The organism is Corynebacterium sp. MSK073, assembly GCF_030232085.1.
Lineage (GTDB): Bacteria > Actinomycetota > Actinomycetes > Mycobacteriales > Mycobacteriaceae > Corynebacterium.
Genome location: NZ_JASPIY010000014.1, coordinates 39,211 through 57,344, shown reverse-complemented (window position 1 = coordinate 57,344; position 18,134 = coordinate 39,211). Strand labels below are relative to the sequence as shown.

At 61.2% G+C, this 18,134-nt stretch carries 15 protein-coding genes; 5 read left to right on the top strand and 10 right to left on the bottom strand.

Features of this window, described 5'->3' with window-relative positions:
• Positions 1-3: 3 nt before the first annotated feature.
• A complete protein-coding gene (locus tag QP970_RS09660) occupies positions 4-525 on the bottom strand; it encodes a M48 family metallopeptidase (protein ID WP_239269432.1) in 522 nt (173 codons plus the stop codon).
• Positions 526-615: 90 nt separating this feature from the next.
• On the opposite strand from QP970_RS09660, the gene QP970_RS09655 reads away from it, so the two are divergent.
• Positions 616-1,512, top strand: a complete 897-nt coding sequence (locus tag QP970_RS09655; RefSeq protein ID WP_284849710.1) for a hypothetical protein — start codon at positions 616-618, stop codon at positions 1,510-1,512.
• Here QP970_RS09655 and QP970_RS09650 read toward each other — a convergent pair.
• The 8 genes from QP970_RS09650 to QP970_RS09615 form a co-directional block, all read right to left on the bottom strand.
• Positions 1,490-3,544 carry an ATP-dependent DNA helicase UvrD2 gene (locus tag QP970_RS09650; RefSeq protein WP_284869886.1) on the bottom strand — a complete coding sequence of 685 codons (2,055 nt, stop codon included), beginning with the start codon at positions 3,542-3,544 and terminating at the stop codon, positions 1,490-1,492. The two genes, QP970_RS09655 and QP970_RS09650, sit on opposite strands and share 23 nt — an antisense overlap.
• Complete coding sequence (locus QP970_RS09645; RefSeq protein ID WP_239269429.1) at positions 3,537-4,268, bottom strand: NAD(+) diphosphatase; 732 nt, start codon at positions 4,266-4,268, stop codon at positions 3,537-3,539. Before QP970_RS09645 ends, QP970_RS09650 begins: the two co-directional genes overlap by 8 nt.
• Positions 4,269-5,387: a potassium channel family protein gene (locus tag QP970_RS09640; protein ID WP_239269428.1), complete on the bottom strand. Its 1,119-nt coding sequence runs from the start codon at positions 5,385-5,387 to the stop codon at positions 4,269-4,271.
• A 99-nt stretch (positions 5,388-5,486) separates the two neighbouring features.
• On the bottom strand, positions 5,487-8,666 hold the full coding sequence (locus tag QP970_RS09635) for an ATP-dependent helicase (RefSeq protein ID WP_284869885.1): 3,180 nt from the start codon (positions 8,664-8,666) through the stop codon (positions 5,487-5,489).
• On the bottom strand, positions 8,659-11,766 hold the full coding sequence (locus QP970_RS09630) for an ATP-dependent helicase (RefSeq protein ID WP_284849720.1): 3,108 nt from the start codon (positions 11,764-11,766) through the stop codon (positions 8,659-8,661). Before QP970_RS09630 ends, QP970_RS09635 begins: the two co-directional genes overlap by 8 nt.
• A 32-nt stretch (positions 11,767-11,798) precedes the next feature.
• Positions 11,799-12,587, bottom strand: a complete 789-nt coding sequence (locus tag QP970_RS09625) for a hypothetical protein (RefSeq protein WP_284869884.1) — start codon at positions 12,585-12,587, stop codon at positions 11,799-11,801.
• 10 nt (positions 12,588-12,597) lie between these two features.
• Positions 12,598-13,551: a DUF3152 domain-containing protein gene (locus QP970_RS09620; RefSeq protein ID WP_239269425.1), complete on the bottom strand. Its 954-nt coding sequence runs from the start codon at positions 13,549-13,551 to the stop codon at positions 12,598-12,600.
• A 66-nt stretch (positions 13,552-13,617) separates the two neighbouring features.
• On the bottom strand, positions 13,618-13,842 hold the full coding sequence (locus tag QP970_RS09615; RefSeq protein ID WP_284869883.1) for a DUF3107 domain-containing protein: 225 nt from the start codon (positions 13,840-13,842) through the stop codon (positions 13,618-13,620).
• Positions 13,843-13,915: 73 nt separating this feature from the next.
• Between QP970_RS09615 and QP970_RS09610 the strand changes: the two genes are divergently transcribed.
• Entirely contained in the window at positions 13,916-15,256 is a 1,341-nt protein-coding gene (locus QP970_RS09610; protein WP_239269423.1) for a DEAD/DEAH box helicase, read from the top strand.
• Positions 15,253-16,491, top strand: coding sequence for an Rv3212 family protein (locus tag QP970_RS09605; RefSeq protein WP_239269422.1), 1,239 nt, complete (start codon positions 15,253-15,255; stop codon positions 16,489-16,491). The genes QP970_RS09610 and QP970_RS09605 overlap by 4 nt, the downstream gene beginning before the upstream one ends.
• Positions 16,492-16,526: 35 nt before the next feature.
• Here the strand turns inward: QP970_RS09605 and QP970_RS09600 are convergent, their stop codons facing one another.
• A complete protein-coding gene (locus QP970_RS09600) occupies positions 16,527-17,006 on the bottom strand; it encodes a hypothetical protein (protein ID WP_239269421.1) in 480 nt (159 codons plus the stop codon).
• Positions 17,007-17,522: 516 nt separating this feature from the next.
• Between QP970_RS09600 and QP970_RS09595 the strand changes: the two genes are divergently transcribed.
• Both QP970_RS09595 and QP970_RS11775 read left to right on the top strand, forming a co-directional pair.
• Entirely contained in the window at positions 17,523-17,783 is a 261-nt protein-coding gene (locus QP970_RS09595; protein WP_005277545.1) for a WhiB family transcriptional regulator, read from the top strand.
• A gap of 104 nt (positions 17,784-17,887) precedes the next feature.
• The gene (locus tag QP970_RS11775) at positions 17,888-17,962 is read left to right on the top strand and encodes a 50S ribosomal protein bL37 (RefSeq protein ID WP_369707509.1); all 75 of its coding nucleotides are present in this window, start codon (positions 17,888-17,890) and stop codon (positions 17,960-17,962) included.
• Positions 17,963-18,134 lie beyond the last annotated feature (172 nt).

Genomic DNA, 18,134 nt, shown 5'->3' with positions numbered 1-18,134 from the left:
GCGCTAACCGCCCCAGCGCTGGTAGGCCTCAAGGTAGCCCTTGGCCCGCTCGGCGTGGGGCGCCCTATCGGCCCACCGCCAGAATTCGCGCCCATGGCGCGGGATGAAGGTATGGGTCAGCTCATGGATGATGACCGAATCCAATACATAATCCGGCACCTGCTGTAGGCGGTTGCTCAGCCGGATATCCGCGGTGGAGGTAGTACAACTACCCCACCGCGTATTTTGATTGCTCACCCACCGGATGGACCCAATCCACGCGCGGCCTTCCAGGTACTGCGCGTTGAGCTGTTCTGCGCGCTGGAGAAGCGCCGCATCGGTCTTCGTACCACCACCGGTTTTCTTCTCTAAGCGCGCGAGCATGTCCTGTACCGCCTCGTTTTCCTCCCGGGCGGACATCCAAGCCGGAATGCGCACTTCCAATACCCCGGCCACCATGCGCGCCTGCACCGACTTCCGCCGCCGCGCAGAGCGGATAACCTTGACCTCAGGGTGGGTACGTCCTGGTGGTTGCGTGCTCGACATGACAGGCCATTGTACCTGTGGTGCAATGGACGCACATGCGGCACATATGCCGTATTCGGGGCGATAGAGGGGATTTGAGGGGGAGAACCAGTGACTGGCTCACACGGCACGGCTCAACGTGTGACATTGGCGCCAGGGTGCGGCGTATTTTGCCGCGAGAATTCCGTGGTGCAATTCGGAATGGACGCCACCCGGGTGGCGGTGGCGGATACGGGCAATGCACAGGGCGTGGCCCGTGCCTTTGCCACGGCCCATCAGCCGGTCGATTCCGGGGAATTGGCGGCGCGGTTGGAAGCGGCCGGCTTGGATAGCGCCGCCGCCAGCAGCCTCATCGATGATGCCTTGGACTATGGCATTCTCTGGTCCCAGCCACCACATCCAGAGCAGCCTGAAACCATCATCATGCTGGGCGAATCCCCGCTTGCTCTGGAGTTGCGCGCCCGCTTGGCAGCAGATGGATATACGGTGCGCATCCCCCTTGATGAGGACAATATCTTTTCCTATATCCACGACCTCGATGGGCTTTTTACGGTGCTTGCCATCGACCAGCTCCATTGCCCCATCGATTGCGCCAATGCGCTTGCCGGAACCCCAACGACGTGGCTACCCATCTCCCTCCTAGATAACCGCGGCATCATCGGGCCCCTGCGCGTGGAGGGGCAAGGCCCCTGCCCACTGTGCATTCACTTATACCGCGTGGATGCGGATCCGCAGTGGACCACCATCGCCTCCCAGCTCACTAGCGTGCGCAGGCAGCCAGAAAAACTAGTCATCGATGCTGTAGCGGCCCAAGCACAGGTGGTGGTCCGCCGCTTAAGCAAGCGCCCCTTACCGCCAGGCGCGCCAACCTCATTTCCGCGCCCAGGCCAACAATGGGAGGTAGACGTCTACGGCCGCCACCAGCAGCGCACGGCCATCGCCCATCCGCGCTGCCCGGTGTGTTACGGCGGCAAGGTTAACCTGGCTACATCCGCACCGAGCGAATGACCTCTAGGATTTGCTCGCCGTAGCGCTCCAACTTATTGGGCCCAATTCCAGATATAGACAGCAGCTCCGCTTCATCTACCGGCAGCTCTTCCGAGATGGCCTGCAGCGTGGCATCGGTAAAGATAACGTATGCCGGAACCTTTTCTTCCCGAGCGACCTGCGCGCGCCACGAGCGCAGGGCGGAAAAGACCTCATCATCGCCATTGCCCTCGCAGTCTTCATGCCGGCCAATGACCTTTTCCGCCGGTGTCTCTAGTACCCCACTGCACACGCGGCAGCGTTTCGGGCGACGGGAGCGGCCACTTCCCGCAGCCGATTCCACGCCTGGCGCGATGCCATCGAGAAACCGGGTGCGCTCCCGGGAGGCCCTGGAACCGGCGGTCTTCGCCAATGCCCACGACAGGGCTAGATGCTCGCGGGCGCGGGTAATGCCTACATAAAACAGGCGGCGCTCTTCCTCGATCTGCTCGTTGCCCGCTTTGATGGCGTGGTTGATGGGCATGAGCTTTTCGCTCAGCCCGACGAGGAAGACGGCGTCCCACTCCAAGCCCTTCGCCGCGTGCACCGTAGCGAGGGTAACGCCCTCCATAGCGGGGGCTTGCTTATCAGTGGAGCGGCGGCGCAGCTCGCCCAGCACGCCATTGAGATCGATGCCCGGGGTGGATTCCACGATCTTTTCGATCAACCCCACCAGCGCGTTCAGTGATTGCCAGCGCTCGCGGGCCTGCGCGCCCTGCGGTTCGGTCGCGCTGAGCCCAAGCTCGACAAAGGCGGCACGCGCAATCGCCACGGGGTCCTCCGGTAAATCATCGCGGCGCGTGGCGGCAATGAGCACGCGAATGGCCTCCAGAATCTCCGGGCGGCGGAAGAAACCTTCACCGCCGCGGACTTGGTAGACCACTCCGGCATCGGCAAGCGCCTGCTCAAATTGCTCCGACTGGGCGTTGATGCGGTACAAGATGGCAATTTCTGAGGCCAGCACGCCCTGGTTGAGCAGGGTCAGCACCTGCCCGGCCACCTCCTGCGCCTCATTTTCCTCGGACTCGTAGGCCTTAAACGTCGGCTCCGGCCCAGGCTCGCGCATGCCCTGCAGCTCTAGGCGGGTGCCCGCCGCGCGCCCCGTAGCCTTGCCGATGACCCGATTAGCCAGGTCCGTGACCTGCGGCGTAGAGCGATAGTCGCGCTGCAGCTTGACGATGGTCCCGTCCGGATAGCTGCGCGAAAAATTCAACAGGTACTCCGGCGAGGCGCCGTTGAAGGAATAGATGGTCTGGTTGGCATCGCCCACCACGGTGAGATCATCGCGATCACCCAGCCAGGCGTTCAGCACGCGCTGCTGCAGGGGCGTGACGTCCTGGTACTCGTCAACGACGAAGGTGCGGTACTGCTCGCGAAAGGTCTCTGCAATGGCCGGGACATTTTCGATGGCTCCAGCGATGTGCATGAGCAGATCATCGAAGTCCAAATGCATCATATCCGGCGTAGCCTTGGCCTTCTCGTAGCGCCGGAAGGCCTCGGCTACCTTAGCGGCATCGGCTGGAGCGGTGCGATCCGTTTCCGCGATGACGCTCTCATAATCCTCCGCGCTGACCAGCGCGGATTTTGCCCATTCGATTTCTGCCAGCACGTCGCGGATCATGTCTTTGGAATTATCCAGCCCCACCGAGCGCACCGCGCGGGCTACGAGCGGGAATTTATTATCCAATAGAGTCCACGGCAGATCGCCTGCGACCTGCGGCCAGAAATACTTCAGCTGGCGCCGCGCGGCCGCGTGAAAGGTCTGGGCCTGCACGCCAGCCACGCCCATCATGCGCAGGCGATCCCGCATTTCTCCTGCCGCACGCGCGGTAAAGGTCACGGCCAAAACGCGCTGGGGGTTTACGAACCCTTGATCCACCATGTTGGCGATGCGATAGGTAATGGTGCGCGTCTTACCGGTGCCCGCGCCCGCCAAAATGCACACCGGCCCGCGTGGGGCGGTGGCCGCGCGGCGTTGATCCTCATCCAGCAGGGATAAATCCGGCTTATTCACCGTGATACCACTCCATAATCATCGTGTGTGCGATAGAACCCGCGGTGGCCAACGGGAGCTCAGGCAGCTCGGCGCGGGTCACCCAACGAATTTCTTCCAGTTCCCCATCAGTATGGCAGGTGGCCTGGACATCCGATGTCTCTGCGTGAAAGCCCAGCATAAGCGAGCCACTCGGCGGCCACGGCTGGGAGCCCCAGTAGCGAAGATTGTCAATGCGGCGCCCGGTTTCCTCCATGGTTTCGCGGGCAAAGGCGGCCTCAATGGTCTCGCCCGGTTCCACGTATCCGGCGATAAAGGAAAAGAAGCCATTGCGCCCGCGATTGCGCGCCAGCAAAATCTTCTCCTCGCCCTTGAGCTCAATGAGCCCGATAACCGCCGGGTCTAGGCGCGGAAATACCATGCGGCGCGAATCCTGCGGATCGCGGCCAATAATACCCGGCGTGGGATAATCCAACGGGTGGCCCGTGCGCGGATCGAAGCGCTGCTCCAGCCGGTTGCGAATCAAGGCAATGGCCTGCATGACGAGGGAATCATCGGCGAAAAAGGTCGCAGGTTGTAGCTGCCCCATGCCCCGCGCAATTGCTTCCGGGCAGGCAAAAACGTGCAGCGTGCCGATGTCCACCATCTCCGGTGTCCCCACGCCCTCCGGCAATTGCTCCACCAACGCGGCGTCCCCGCTCGCGGTGGCAGGCACTAGACCCGTGTGCGTTACGGGCAAATACAATTAATCCTCCTCGTCCTCATCTTGCACTTCCACGGGTTGTTCCAAGTCATGCTTGATATACAACAGGCGGTCGCCCGGTTTCAGTGCGGAGGCATCAGCAGTATCGACGCGGTGGAGCTCGTTATTGCGCAACACCGCGAGCACGATATCCGCCAGGTGGCGTGGGTTGGACCCGACCTCGAATTCGCGCACGGCGCGCTCTGATACCGAAAAGCCCTCGTTGGGAGAAAGCAGGTCTTCCATCATTTCCACCACGGTGGGGGTCACGGTGGCAAGCCCCAGCAGGCGGCCGGCGGTCTCTGCAGAGGTAACCACGGAATCGGCACCGGATTGGCGCAGCAGGTGGCGGTTTTCGGACTCGCGCACCGAGGCCACGATCTTGGCCTTAGGGGCGAGCTCGCGCACGGACAGGCAGCACAGCACCGCGGTATCGTCCGAGGATGGGGTGACCACCACGGAGGTTGCGTGCTCCACCCCGGCGATCTTGAGCACGTCCTGTTTGGTGCCCGAGCCAAAGATGGTGACCAGCCCGTGGTGTTCCGCATGCGCCAGCGAGGCGCGGTTATTATCGATGACCACGATTTGGGAGGTGGGCACGTCGTCTGCCAAGAGCGCGGCGACCGCCCCGGCACCCTTCGTTCCATAGCCGATAACGACGGTGTGGTTACGCAATTGCTTTCTCCAGTTCTGGATTTCAAAGGTGCGGCGGGCCTTGTCCGTGAGCACGGAGAGCGTCGCACCAACCAACAGCACAAGGAAGATGAGGCGGGCGGGGGTAATAAGTACGAGGTTGATAAACCGCGATTGCTCCGTGACCGGAACGATATCGCCATACCCCACGGTGGTCAGCGTGACGGCGGCATAGTAGGAGGAATCCAAAAGCGACATGTCCTCGCTATAGCCCCCGCCGTCTAAGTACACCACGACGGTGACAAAGATGAGGATGCCGAATGCCCACAGCGCGCGTTTAGCCAACTGGCGCCACGGGCTGGCATTTTGATCCTTGGGCACAGTGATGACATCAAGGAGCGCGTGATCAGGTTGCGAGGACAACTCGACCTGCGGCAAAAAGCGCTGTTTAATACGCCCTTTGAACACCTTCGCATGTTTTTTGGCCACTGGCCCAGCCTTCTTTTCTGGATCGATTTTTGATTCCGCCGGTTATGCGGGGACGCAATTATCCATTCATCGTCCGCATTCCGTCCCCATACCTTAGCCCTAGTGGCCTGCTACTGACGATTCAAGCAGGCTACGCAGCTCCTCACCTTGGGCTAAAGTATCTGGCTCAAAAGTATAACCATCGTGAACGTAATGGAAAGCGGCGCGGATTTTATCGCCGCCGTGGATGCGCCGCCAGGCTTCGGCATAAACCGCCAACTGAATCTTCGCCGCGTCCATGGCCGCGCCCTTCGGCGGCCGCCCGGTCTTCCAATCCACCACCATCCAGGTGCCATCTGCCAAGCGGAAGACGGCATCCATTCGCCCGCGCACCACCGCACTGCCGATGGTGATTTCAAACGGCGCCTCCACAAAGTCCGGCTGGCGCTGCGCCCATTCGGAATTCAGGAAGGATTCCTTGAGCTCTTCCAGATCGAAATCCTCTGGCTCATCGATGCCCGGCAATTCCTCTTCCCCTAGCAGCGCGGGGCTGCCAAAGCGCTCTTCCAACCACGCGTGGAAGGCGGTGCCTCGCTTGGCATAGGAATTGGGCTTAAACGGCACCGGGCGGCGTTGCCGGCGCGCAAACTGTAGCGGATCGCTGCCCAAGGCCACCATGTCAGAAGCGGTAAGTTCACTGGGAAGTTCCACATCCACAACCGGTTGTTGCAGGGACTTGTATTCCTCAATGAGCGCGCCCGCATCCTGTTCCCACAACTCGAAGGTCTCGCCGTGGCTCAGCTCAGGAAGGTCCTCCATGGCGGCCAGGACCGCATCCGCGCCGGCCAGGGAATCCGGATCCGCTTCGAGGGCTGGGAAGAGCCCGCTTTCTGCCCCATGAGCCGCGGTATCCACCGGCTCTTCGGGCACCGTCCACTCCCCCACGTACTGGGGGAAGGATTCTTTTAGCCTTTCGAGGTACTCATACGGGCCCTTCTTGGCCTTGCCCGTCCGGTTATTCGTGCCGGAGCCGGTAACGGTCAACGTGGACTCGGTTCTGGTCAAGGCCACATAAAACAGGCGTGCTGCTTCCTCCGCATTATGCGCGCGGTCATCATCCAAGAATGCCTTGCAGGCCTTTTCAAATTCGGAACGGGTGACCGCATCGGGTGAGACCTCGATGTAGTCATTGTCACCGGGTACCTTCTCGATCTTGGACAAAAAGGTCTCTGCTTGGGCCTTATAGCTTGAAGAGTCAGCGTGCACGACATAGACGTGCTCCCACTCCAAGCCCTTGGCCTTATGCACGGTCATAATCTGTACGCGATCCGTGGAGGCGGGCACCTCCCCAAGCCCGAGGCCATCTTCATGCTCGCGAGCGAGCTCCAAATAATCTAAGAGCGCATACAAGGAGTCTCCGTGGAATCCCGCGACGATATCGGCGAATTTATCCAGGTGGATGGCTCCCCCGGCGCTGCCGCGGGCAAGGACCTCGGTGCGGATATTGAAGATGGCCTCAATATCCGCAAAGAGATCGCTTAAAGGCTTAGACAGCGAATAAGTGCGCAGGTAGCGCAGCTTGGCAGATACCTCTTCCATGCGCGCCAAGCCCTGCGGGGTATAGCGATCGCGCTCGCCGAGGTCCGCCAGGGCATCGGCAAGCCCCACCGTCTGATCAGGGCCCTCAGCCGTAAGCTGCGCTAATTGGGCGCGCAGATACTCCTCAGGATCCATGCCCTCTTCCCACTGCAGGCGCTCTTGTTTTGCTCCCGCCAAGTTCTTTTGCCGCGCGGCAAGGGCTTGGATATCGCCCATGCCCAGCCCGCAAATGGGCCCGGCGAAAATGCGGAGGGCGGCTTGCGCGTCTTCCGGCCGCACCAGCATGGTCGCCAGCGCTACAAGGTCCTGGATTTCCGGTTGCCATAGCAGTCCACCCAGACCATTGATTTCATTGGGGACATCGACGGCGTCCAAGGCTGCTGCAATGGCCGCGGTTTGCCGGTTGGTACGCACCAGCACCGCTGCGCGAAAGCCATCGCCCTCGCGCGCATCCCACTGCTGCCTTAATTTCTGCGCAATATAATCATGTTCCTCATCTTCGCTGGCGAAATAGCCGAGCTCAATCTCGCCCTCGCCCTTGTGCGGGGCCGCATGCAGCTCATCGACGGGCCGCGGGCCGCCCCCAAAGACCCCGGCTGCTACCGAGTTGGCCAGCTCTAAGGCACCCGACGGGTTGCGCCACGAGGTAGTCAGCTGATCCTTGGGAGCAGGGGTGCCATCTGCCTGCGGGAAATCCTCCACGAATGCGGTGAGGTTTTCTGAGGTAGCCCCGCGCCAGCCATAGATAGCCTGCATGGGATCGCCGACCGCGGTCACGGAAATGTCCTTGTGCTCCCCACCAAAGAGGCTGCGCAGGAGTACACGCTGAGCATAAGACGTATCTTGATATTCATCCAGCATGATCACGCGGTAACGCTGCGCCTGTTGCTTGCCCACCGCCGGGTGCTCTTGCGCGAGGCGCGCTGCCACAGACATCTGCTCACCAAAGGTGATGACCTGCTGCTCTGCCTGGGCGCGCTTGAGTTCCTCGATCAATGGCACGTACTGCACGCGCAGATCCTGGACATTGATGTACTTCTGCAGGTCCTTGGAATACTCGCCCTTCGTCCTCGGCGCCTTTTCCAGGTTGTCAATATCAGCGCGGAAATCCCGTGCGAACTCGGCGATATCATCCGGATCTTTCAAGGAATTGTCCATATCGGAAGTGATCTTGAGCAGGGTTTCCGTAATGGAGCCCAAGGTCTTTTCATCCGATAATTTGCCACCGTAGTTTTTCACCACGTCATAGGCAATGGCGAAGCGCTCTGCCTCCGTGATGATGCGCGCCGAGGGCTCTACTGGGACCAGGAGGCCGTATTCGCGCACGAGCTCGCCGGCATAAGAGTCATAGGTGGCCACGGTGGGCGCGATATTGTTAAGCGCCTCGGCGGCGGGGCTACCGGGGACGATGAGGCCGGAATCGCGCAGCTGAATGAGCTGGCGGCGAATGCGCTGTTCTAGTTGCTGGGCCGCCTTGCGCGTAAAGGTTAGCCCCAATACCTCTTCAGGGCGCACGTAGCCATTGGCCACCAAATAGACCACGCGGGAGGCCATGGTTTCCGTCTTACCGGCACCCGCGCCGGCCACCACGAGCTTGGGGCCAAAAGGACTCTCGATGACGTGGGCTTGTTCCTCGGTGGGTGGGTAGTCCTTGCCCAGTGCTTTCGCTATTTGTTCCGGGGAAAAATTCTGCTTAGGCATGGATGGTCATCTTTCCTTCCTCCTGCACTGGGCAGATGATACGAATGGGGCACTTATCGCAATCTTTATTGGTGCGCGCGGTAAGTTGCGGACCACGCAGTTCCGCTGCCAGTGGTGGCAAAAGTGCGGAAAATTCTTCCAGCGCCTCCGCGGTGAGCTGGCTTTGTGTGCGCGTGGTGATTTTGCTGGAATCTTTTCCGGGATAGACAAGCACCCCGCCTGCGCGCGGCATCCCTTCGCCATCGCGCACGCGCTGCCCGTCAAAGCTTCCCCGGGACAAGGCCAATTGGTAGGTCATTAGCTGGCGGTTTTCTTCCGCCTCTGCCTGCGTCGCTGCAGATTTACCGGTCTTGAGATCCACGACCAAGTAGTTTCCGTCTCCATCCTGCATCAAGCGGTCCATGAAGCCGCCCACCCGGATATCCGGGGTGACCTCGACGTAGACGGGTACTTCTACCCCGGCGAGCTCGTTTTTCACCTCGGATTGCTGTGCCCATTGCTGCGTGCGTTCCAGCAGGCGAGAAAACTCTTCCAGCTTGCTCTGTAGCTGCCACTGTGGAACGTCCAGGATGAGCTCATAGGCCTCCATGACGAGCAGGCGCGCCTTTTCTGCATCCATGCCGCGGCCGATGGCCTCCAAGAAGGCGTGTGCCATGGTGCCGCGCAAAAGGTGTTCGGCGCCGCTGGGATCTTCGGCCAAGTTTCCCACGATCGCCTTGAGCGGGCAGTTAAGCAGGGCTTCGACCCGGGATGGCGATAGGCTCTTGCTACCGCGCAGCTGCGTATGCGAGGCCACAGAGCGCGCGGAGAACCACTGGTCTGGATGGGCGCCTGGGATTCCCGCCTGCGCTAAGCGCGCCAGCTGCCGGGCCGCCTGACGTCGATCCGCCTCGCCGGAATCTGGGTTCGTGACCACGCGGCGCAATTGCGCCACAAAGGAAGGGACGGAAAGCACCGATATATCGAGGGGATCGACCTCGAGCCCATCGCGCAGGGACACCGGTGCCGGCTCAGGAACATCTAAGCCCAGCTCGCGGGGAAATTGGGTGGCGCGCAAGGCGCGGCTGGCCTCCCGGCGCGCCATTGTGCCGGGCACATCGACCCCGCGCCCGGTAAATTCCGCGATGAAACGGGAGGGCTCTGCAAAGGCATCCTCGTTGGGGTTTTCCACCGCGGCGATGAGCAACCGGTTCCGGTGGCGCGTGGTGGCGACGTGGAAGAGCCGACGCTCCTCGGCCAGACGGGAGGCAATGTGGCTAACAGGGGTATCAGGCTCAATATCGCGGTCCAGGAGATCGATGAGATCTTCTTGGCCAAAAATGGAACCGGTCTCCCCCAGCGAGGGCCACGCGCCTTCTTGGGCTCCGGCGACGATGACGGTATCCCATTCGCGGCCGACGGCGCCGTGGGCGGTGATGATCTCCACGGCCTGTGGGATGGCGGTGCGGCGGTCGCGCACGCCGGTGGGCAGTTCTTGTTCGGTGATATGGGTTAAAAAGGACTGCAGTGAGGATCCAGGGCGGCGCTCGGAGTAATCACCGGCGGCGTCAAAGAGCGCCATCATGGCATCAAGATCGCGGTCCGCCTGCGAGCCGGTGGCGCCGCCGCGCAAGGCGGATGCCTGCAGGCGCATATCCAGCTCGGTAGCACTCCATACCTCCCACAGAATCTCTTCCACAGAGGCTTGGGCTTGTATGGCCTGCCGGCCCGCGGCGAGTACCGCGCGCACGCGCTCCAGGATGGAAAACTCGCGCTCTGTGAGCTGGCCATTGAAGTCCGGCAGCTCGCCCTGCAAGAGCTCGCGCAGGCTATCCATGCCGCGCGTATCGGGCGCCCACCGGCGCAGACCGCGAATCAGGCGGCGCAGGGTGACGGGATCCGCCCCGCCCACAGGCCCGGTCAGCAATTCCTCAAGCTCCGCATTGCTGAGGTCTTCTTCCAAGGCGCGCAAGGCAAGGAGCATGGCAGATACTAGGCGCTGCTCAGCCAAAATGACGTCGGTTGGGCTGATATGCACCGGCACCCCGGCCGCCAGCAAGGTGCGGCGCATCTGGCCAATATCCGCCGTTGAGCGCACGATGACGGCGATATCGCGCCACTGCACGCCATCGTCCAAATGGCGGCGGCGCACGGTATCGGCCACCACATCGCGCAGGCGGCCCTCAGAATCCACGATGGAAACGCAGGCTGGGGATCCGCTGCGATGCGGCTGCGAAAGCTCCACGGAGTGTTCCGCGGGAAATTCCTCAAGGAACTGCGAATTCGCACCGCGGAAGGCAAAGACGGATTGGTCCGCATCGCCGCCGATGACCAGCAATTGTGCATCGGGGGCCAAGCGAGAAATGAGCTCGCCCGCAGTGGGATCCAATAGCTGGGCATCATCGACCACGATGGTGTGCCACGGGTGCGAACTCGTAAGTTCTGGGCGCAGCAGGACCTGGTTGACTAGCTCGGCCGCGGAATAGGAGTGCGCCCCGGATAGGGCTTGGACGCGTTCGTATTCGCGCAGGAACGTACCGGCGGCAACCCACATACTGCGGCCGTACTTGGCTCCGAGGTTCTCCAAATCCGCGGGGCTTAGTCCTCGTTCGATGGAGCGCAAAAGAAAATCGCGCAATTGGCGGGCAAAGCCTACGTACTCTAGGGCGGGTCGGACTTCCTCCGGCCAGTCGCCGTGGCCGGACTCCGCGTGGCCTTCGAGCAATTCACGGATAACGGCGTCCTGTTCCGCGCCGGTGATAAGGCGCAATTCCTCATCGCTAGCGCTGCGCAGGAGGGCAAAAGCCAGGGAGTGGATGGAGCGAACCATGGAGGACTGCGCCGCATAATCTTCGAGGCGCTCAGAAAGCTCGCGGCGCAATCGAGCACCGGACTCCTTAGAGGCGGCAACCACGAGGATGCCGGAAGGGTCTGCCCCCGTCTCCTGGGCGCGGTCGAGAGCATGAATGACGGTATCGATAAGAAAACTGGATACGCCGGTTCCGGCGGTGCCGGTTACCTTCCAGGTACCGGTTTCCGGCAGCTCAACGGGCCAGGATCGGGCGTGTGCGGACGTGGTGCGGGCGATGAGTCGTACCTCGGGCGACGGCGGTAGGACCACTCCCGCGCGGGCGGTGGAATGGGGATCGTAAGTCACCGCCCCAGTATTGCAGATGCCCTAGACACGAGAAACTGTTCCACCCGCTCAATATTGGAACGCACATTCGAGCGCGAGCGCGGGTTAAGATCATTAATGTGCCGACGATAGGACACCGCTCGCAGCAAAAGCTCCTGCATGCCTGGCACATGGCCAAACCGCTGGCAGATATCATCATCTACCACTTGTGCGATCAGACCATCCACGATCACAAGCGCTGCGCTCCACCCGGCTGGGCGCGCGGATTGGCTCGGCACGAGATCCACGATTCCTGGTGGGTGCGCGCCATAAAAGACCGTGGTGGTCAGCAGGGCGGTATGGGCGGTGACCAAGGGGACATCGGCAAGCGCGGCCTTATCGTAGGCCTCCCCCGTCTCCGCCCAGGCGGTGCGCTCCGCGCGGGCAAAGGCATCATCGCGGTGCGCACCCGGCGGCGCAGGTGCATTGGCCATGGCATCGTCCAAGCGCAAAGCCGTCTGCGCTGCTTCATCGATGCGCCCGGTGACCTCGCCGGGAAGGAACTGCGTCGCCTTCCACCCGGCGGCGGTGTGGCGGCCGTCGCTCGCTAGTACCGGCCGCGATACCCGCGCGCCCGGCACGCTGAGTTTTTCGCGCACCTTGGCAGACCACGCAGCGAAGGGGCCGGCCTGGGAGTAGACCACGTCGCCCACCTTGATGCCGTTATCCCATACTGGGCCCAGCTGATCGCCTTGGGCCCGGCGCGAGCCTGTCGCTCCGGTTTCTGCGTGGAAGGCGCTTAAAACATGCTCTGGGGGAAGCGGCATCCAGTACTCCTTATTGGGGTTGGTGGGGATCCTTTTGCTCCGGATTAGGATATGGCCACGGATTGGGCTCGCAGGTCACATCCTCATCAGGATAGACCTCCTTGGGATTGCGGTCATGCAATTCCTTGTTGTTCAAACTCAGCGTCTGCTGCATCATTACCGGGGCCAATTTGCCCTCGCCGCCGCATTGTTGGTGGGAGGCATATCCGATGGCGTGGCCCAATTCATGATTGATGACGTACTGGCGGTAATTGCCCAAATCGCCCTCAAAGGGCGTGGCCCCGCGCACCCACCGCGCCTCATTAATGATGGTGGTGGATTCGCCGGTAAACATGGTGTGACAGGAGGTTTCCGTCTCAATCTTCTCGCCACACCGCTCCGCGGCCGTGGTCAGAGAGGTCAGCTGGATGCGGGTATCGGGATCGTCTGCGGAGGCAACGTGCTCGAATTCGAAGTCACCTCGAGCGGTCCACCCGCGTGGATCCGCAAGGGTTGCCTCCACCATTGCGGCAAAGGCATCATCTCCGCCGTAGGGAGCGGTATTGAGCCCATCTTCTACCTCGATGGAATAGCGCACCTTCTTCTCGCCGCCCTCGCCCGCTACAGCGCCGGGGCGGCCGATTCCGTGGAACGTGCCCTTGCCCTTTTTGGTGAAGTCACTTCCAGGGGGCATCTCACTAATCTCGCGCTCTACCGCCTCCGCGTTTGCGGGGTCAGGCCCCGTGAGATCCTCGTGGGTAGGGGTGGCGGCTGCGGTGGTCTCGGCGCTGGATGCATCGCCATTGTCATCGGCCGAAGAGCCGGACGCGATATCCACAATCACCCAGATGGTAAGCAGCACCATCACGGGGATAGCCACCACACGCCACCAGCCGTAGCGGCGGGCGAACCGGACCACCGGGTTCGGATGATCCGGGATTCGCCCATGGCTATGGTGAGCCTTGCGATTCTGCCTACTTTCCATAGGCATTGAGCGTACCCGGTTGCCTATTCAAAAACTGAATTAGCAAACCTTTAAAAAGCCCCAAGCTTAGGCGCCGGCGAAACCGACGGACTGCTTCTTCGCGGCACCAACTTCGACGTACACCACGCGGTCAGTGCGCACGAGGTACTTGCGGCCCTTGTCATTTTCTAGCTCCAACGTGGAGTTTTCCGCCAGGGCGCTATTAATCTTTTGCGTCAGCTCCGCCTGCTCGCCACTGGTGCTAATGATCAGCTCGCGCGGGGTATCTGCAAAACCAAACTTGATATCCATAAAATTATCCTCCTTTAACGAGAGTTTTACATGCCAATGGCCCCACTATAACCATCCCGGCTACTATCAAGGTGTGTCTGTCATAAAAACCCAGCCACCGACCTTCGCGGAACTCGGCGTCGCCGCCGAAATCTGCGATGGGCTCGCTGACCGTGGCATCGCGCGAACCTTTGCAATCCAGGAATTAACCCTGCCCATTGCGCTTAAAGGCCAAGACCTTATTGGCCAGGCGCGCACCGGCATGGGCAAGACCTTTGGCTTTGGCGTGCCGCTGCTCGATCGCGTTTTTGATGACGCGGATATTGCCCCGCTGGATGGGACACCTCGGGCGCTCATCGTCGTTCCCACCCGCGAGCTAGCGCAGCAGGTCACCGCGGATTTGCAGGACGCGGCTGCGCACCTGCCGGTCCGCCTCGCCTCCATCTACGGCGGGCGCCCCTATGAGGAGCAAATTAAGCTTCTCCAGCGCGGCGTCGATGTGGTCATCGGCACGCCAGGCCGCCTGCTCGATCTGCACGAGCGCGGCGATCTGGTCCTGCGCCACGTCGCCATCGTGGTGCTCGATGAGGCCGATGAGATGCTGGACCTAGGCTTTTTACCCTCCATAGAGGCCATTTTGGAAGCGCTCGATGGCAACGCGCACCAAACAATGCTGTTTTCTGCCACCATGCCCGGCGCCATCTTGAACCTATCGCGCCAGTTCATGAATAAGCCCGTACACATCCGGGCCGAATCGGATGCGGATGAGGTCACGCACGAAACCACCCGCAAGGTCACCTTCCAGGCCCACCGCATGGATAAGGTGCCGGTCATCGCGCATATCCTGCAGGCCCAGGGCCGGGGTCGCACCATCATCTTTACCCGCACCAAACGCTCGGCCGCGCAATTGGCCGATGACCTTGCTGAGCGCGGCTTCCGCGTCGGCGCCGTGCACGGTGACTTGGGCCAAAAGTCCCGGGAGAAGTCCCTGCAGGCCTTCCGCTCGGGCGAGGTGGACATCCTCGTCGCCACCGATATCGCGGCGCGCGGCATCGACGTCGACGATGTCACCCACGTCATCAACTACCAGGTTCCCGATGATCCCATGACCTTTATCCACCGCATCGGGCGCACCGGCCGCGCAGGGCACACCGGCACCGCCGTCACCCTGGTGGGCTACGATGAGCTGGCCAAATGGCAGGTCATCAACGATGAACTAGGCCTAGATACGGCCACGCCGTCGCAGTGGTTTTCCACCTCCCCGGAGCTTGCCCAGGCGCTGTCCATCCCCGCTGGCGTGCAGGAAAAGGTGGGGCCGGCCACCAGCGTGATTGGCCAACTTCCGGCGCATAAGCGGTCTGCGGGACAAGCCCAATCGCGGTCCCGGGACGGGTCTCGGCGCAGCAAGGGCACGCCCCGAGGAGGGCGCCGATGACTAAGGCCCCCATCTTGCGGGCTACCGCGGCGGATTGGAAGGCCACCGGCGTCATCGGCGCTATCTGCGCCATCGCGGTGGGCGGCGCGGTCGCCACGGCCAATATCCACCAGGCTGACCTGCACCAAGAGGCCGTTCCTGGGGAAAGCGATGCCGCCGTGCTTGCCGATGTCCCCTCCTCCCTCACCGCCGCCTACAGCCTGCCCAACCAGCCCGTACCCGGCCAATACCGCGCCATTTCCGCCCACGGGTTGAGCATTAGCCACGATGGCGATGTGCTCACTGCCACCAATGCCGACGGCTCCACGGCCTGGACCTATACCCGCAGCGATGCCGAACTCTGCTCGCTATCGACTGCTTGGGGCAAGGTGGTTGCCACCTATCGCACGGGCGTGGGCTGCGGGGATACGGTGGCCATCAACGCCGCGACGGGTGAATATGACTCCACCCGCAGTGCCATCAATTCCCCGGACGTTATCCCCGTGCGATCCAATGACCGGGTAGGTACCGTATCTGCCGGGCGAATCGACCTATGGCGCTCAGATCTCGTGCGCACCGTGGAATACGGCGACGTGGAGGCCAAGCAGGAGGCGCAGAAGCAACCGCACGAGGAATGCGCCATTTCTTCGGCGCTCACGCGTACCGAGAACCTCGCGCTGACGGAATCATGCCCGGAGGAACCTCACACCACGTGGTTAAGGTTTCAAAACACCACCCCGGAGGACTCCCGGGAACCAGAAATGGACGCCGATGTCTCCCTCGAACGCGATGGGGCGCGGCTTATCGCGGTGGGCCAAGACGCCGCCGCGGTCTATATCCCCGGCCCAGAACCCCGCATTGAGTCCTATAACAACCAGGGCGACAAGCTTTCTTCTACCCCCGTAAAGCCTTCTGCCGCCATCGATTCCGGCACAAGTCCTTTTGCCCCAGCCGTAGCGGATCTCCCGCACCACATGACGTGGTTTGATGGGCAGCGCCTCTACCTTCTAACCCCCAGTGATTTGCACGTCGATCACGTCATTGACGGTGCCATCGGCACCCCGATTTCAGTGGCTGGGCGCATGCTAATGCCCACCGAAAAGGGTATAGCCGTGGTGGACTGGTCTACCGGCGAGGTACTGCGCGAGATAGCCGTCGACCGCGGAGGCTACCGCGGTCCTGTCCACCTCACGTTGGCGGGCGAGACCATTGTAGAAACCCGCGGCGATACCGTCGTTGGCCTCAGCAGCGACTAAGCGAGTGCCACTCGCGGTTCCCGCGCGAGTGGCCCTTAGAAATTCGAGGCGGCCCACTCTGAGGACTCGCGCCTAAACATCAAGAGATAAAGCACCGCGACCGCGCTTAGCAGTGTGATAGTTCCCAGCACCGGGGATCCACCGCTATACATTTGAAACGCACTCGCACCCAGGATGAGCTCTACGAGGACCACGGCACCTCTTCCCCATCGCTTTCCCTTCACCATGGCCCAGGCGCCCGCGATGACAAAGCCAAAGACAATGAAGATAAAGATGGCGGTGCCAAGCCCTACAAAGCTTCCTGATCCGGAATCAGAGACCATCGAGTCATTTTCCGCACCCACCGCTTCGCGCACAATGAGGAAAATGCCAAAACAAATAACCGCGATGGATTGCACCGTGGCAATACCAGCGCCTATCAGCACCGACTGCGGGGCACTCTCCGGTGCCGGCGCGGGCGCTGCCGACTTATCTCGCTGCTGTTTATTTACCTGGCGTTTGTTCTGCTTAGACACAAAGCCACAGTCTACTAATCCGGCGCGAATTTTTTCTGCGCCACCCACGGTGGGCCTCGATGTTGCCAGCAGTAGCGCGGGGGCAGGGGGCTGAACTGGGAAATTTGACGGTCTCTTCCTCACCACACTCACCATATAACACCTATAGCTGCAGCTCACGGCGATTCTCACAGGTTTCTTTAAAATTCGATTTTGACATTTATGGCCCCCACACTGCACCTATTTGCGTGATGTTAACCACAATTTAGCCTTTAACCCTAGCGGCGATCGGGTAAACATGTCATGATTCTCTAGTAGCAAAAAGAAAGAGGGCGTAAACCTCTTCTTAACCTGGAGGAAACTTCAGGTAACAACACCGTGAACCATAGGCGGCGGCGACGCTGGCCCGACCTCGAGACCGGGCCCCACTGCTAGCAGACCAGTTCACACACCACCTAAAAATCAAGGTGCTTTCCTGCCCCTCATGGATTGCGCTCGTATTTACTGCTGTCAAAAATTTGTTAGGAGATATCAATCATGGATTGGCGCCACGAAGCCGTTTGCCGCGACGAAGACCCAGAGCTGTTCTTCCCAGTAGGTAACTCCGGCCCTGCTCTTACCCAGATCGCTAAGGCCAAGCTGGTCTGCAACCGCTGCCCCGTTGCCTCTTCCTGCCTCAACTGGGCACTCGAGTCCGGCCTCGATGCCGGCGTCTGGGGCGGCCTGTCTGAAGAGGAGCGCCGCGCCCTCAAGCGTCGCCGCAACCGCGGCCGCGGCCGTTCCCGCGTGTCCGCCTAAAAGCGCGGACCCGGGGAGCCTAACCCCTACCCCAATTTTCGTTTCGGCGCCCTTAGCCGCTACAGTTGAATAAAGTTCAGAAACCCTCAACGAAGGAGTGCGCAATGAGCAAGCGTGGTCGCAAGCGCAAGGATCGCCGCAAGAAGGCCGCTAATCACGGCAAGCGTCCTGGCGCATAACGTACAGCACATATTAAAAGCCCGGTTTCGTACCAGTTCACCTTAAGAACTCGTACGGCCGGGTTTTTAATCTTTCTATTAGAAATCCGACTCTCGGAGCAGTAGCGACCAGGGCGCTCATTTGGGTTGGTACTACTGGTCCATATCGGGACATCGGTCATAGCTTCCCCGA